The sequence below is a fragment of the Streptomyces pilosus genome (genome assembly GCF_014649835.1).
In the GTDB taxonomy this organism is placed as follows: Bacteria; Actinomycetota; Actinomycetes; order Streptomycetales; family Streptomycetaceae; genus Streptomyces; species Streptomyces pilosus.
The window spans coordinates 1-1,041 of sequence record NZ_BMTU01000043.1 but is presented as its reverse complement, the minus strand read 5'-3'; the positions used below and the strand labels follow the sequence as shown (position 1 = coordinate 1,041).

Here is a 1,041-nt window from a genome sequence, read left to right as displayed (position 1 = left end):
TAGGCGATGCCGGCCCCCATCATCCCGGCGCCCAGGACGGCCACCCTGCGGACCGTGCGGGAGGGCAGGTTCTGCGGCCGGTTGGCGCCCGCTTCGACGGCCCGCAGGTCGTAGAAGAAGGCCTGGATCATGTTCTTGGCGGTCTGACCGGTCAGCAGGTCGGTGAGGTATCGGGCCTCGATGACGAACGCGGTGTCGATGTCGACCTGGGCGCCCTCGACGGCGGCGGCCATGATGTTGCGTGGCGCCGGGTAGGGGGCGCCGCCGGTCTGCTTGCGCAGGTTGGCGGGGAAGGCCGGAAGGTTGGCGGCGAACTCGGGGTGGGCCGGGGTGCCGCCGGGGATGCGGTGGCCGGGCCGGTCCCAGGGCTGGGCGGACTCGGGGTGGGCGTCGATGAACGCCCGCGCCTTCATGAGCAGTTCGGCCGGATCGGCGGCGATCCCGTCGACCAGACCGGCGGCGAGGGCGGCGGCGGGGGCGTACTGCCTGCCCTCCAGGAGCACTTTCTGCAGCGCGTCGGCGATCCCGAACATCCGTACCGTGCGGGTCACGCCGCCACCACCGGGAAGCAGGCCGAACGTGACCTCGGGCAGCCCGACCCGGGCGGTGGGCCGGTCGAGGAGGACGCGGTGGTGGCAGGCGAGCGCGATCTCGTAACCGCCGCCCAGAGCGGTGCCGTTGAGGGCGGCCACGACGGGCACGCCCAGCGTCTCCAGCCTGCGCAGGGCGCGCTTGACGCGCATGCCCGCCTCGAAGGAGCGGTCGGCGGTCTCGGGCGTGACCGCGCGCAGGTCCCGCAGGTCTCCCCCGGCGAAGAAGGTCTTCTTGGCGGAGGTGAGGACGACGCCCCTGAGGGCCTCGTCCTTGTTCTCCAGTCGGTCGACCACCGCGTCGAGGGAGTCGATGAAGGCCGCGTTCATGGTGTTCACCGGCTGGTCGGGATCGTCCAGGACCAGGGTGACGACCCCCTCGGTGTTCTCTTCCCAGCGGATGGTGGTGCTCTCGGTCATGAGGATGTCTCCGTGAGTGAGGTGGCGGGTC

1 protein-coding gene is annotated in these 1,041 nt (G+C 71.7%); it reads right to left on the bottom strand.

Annotated elements, in window-relative coordinates; genetic code table 11:
* Positions 1-1,010, bottom strand: a 1,010-nt coding sequence (locus tag IE118_RS33820) for an enoyl-CoA hydratase-related protein (RefSeq protein WP_189561927.1), incomplete at its 3' end; no start/stop codon positions are given.
* Positions 1,011-1,041: the final 31 nt, after the last annotated feature.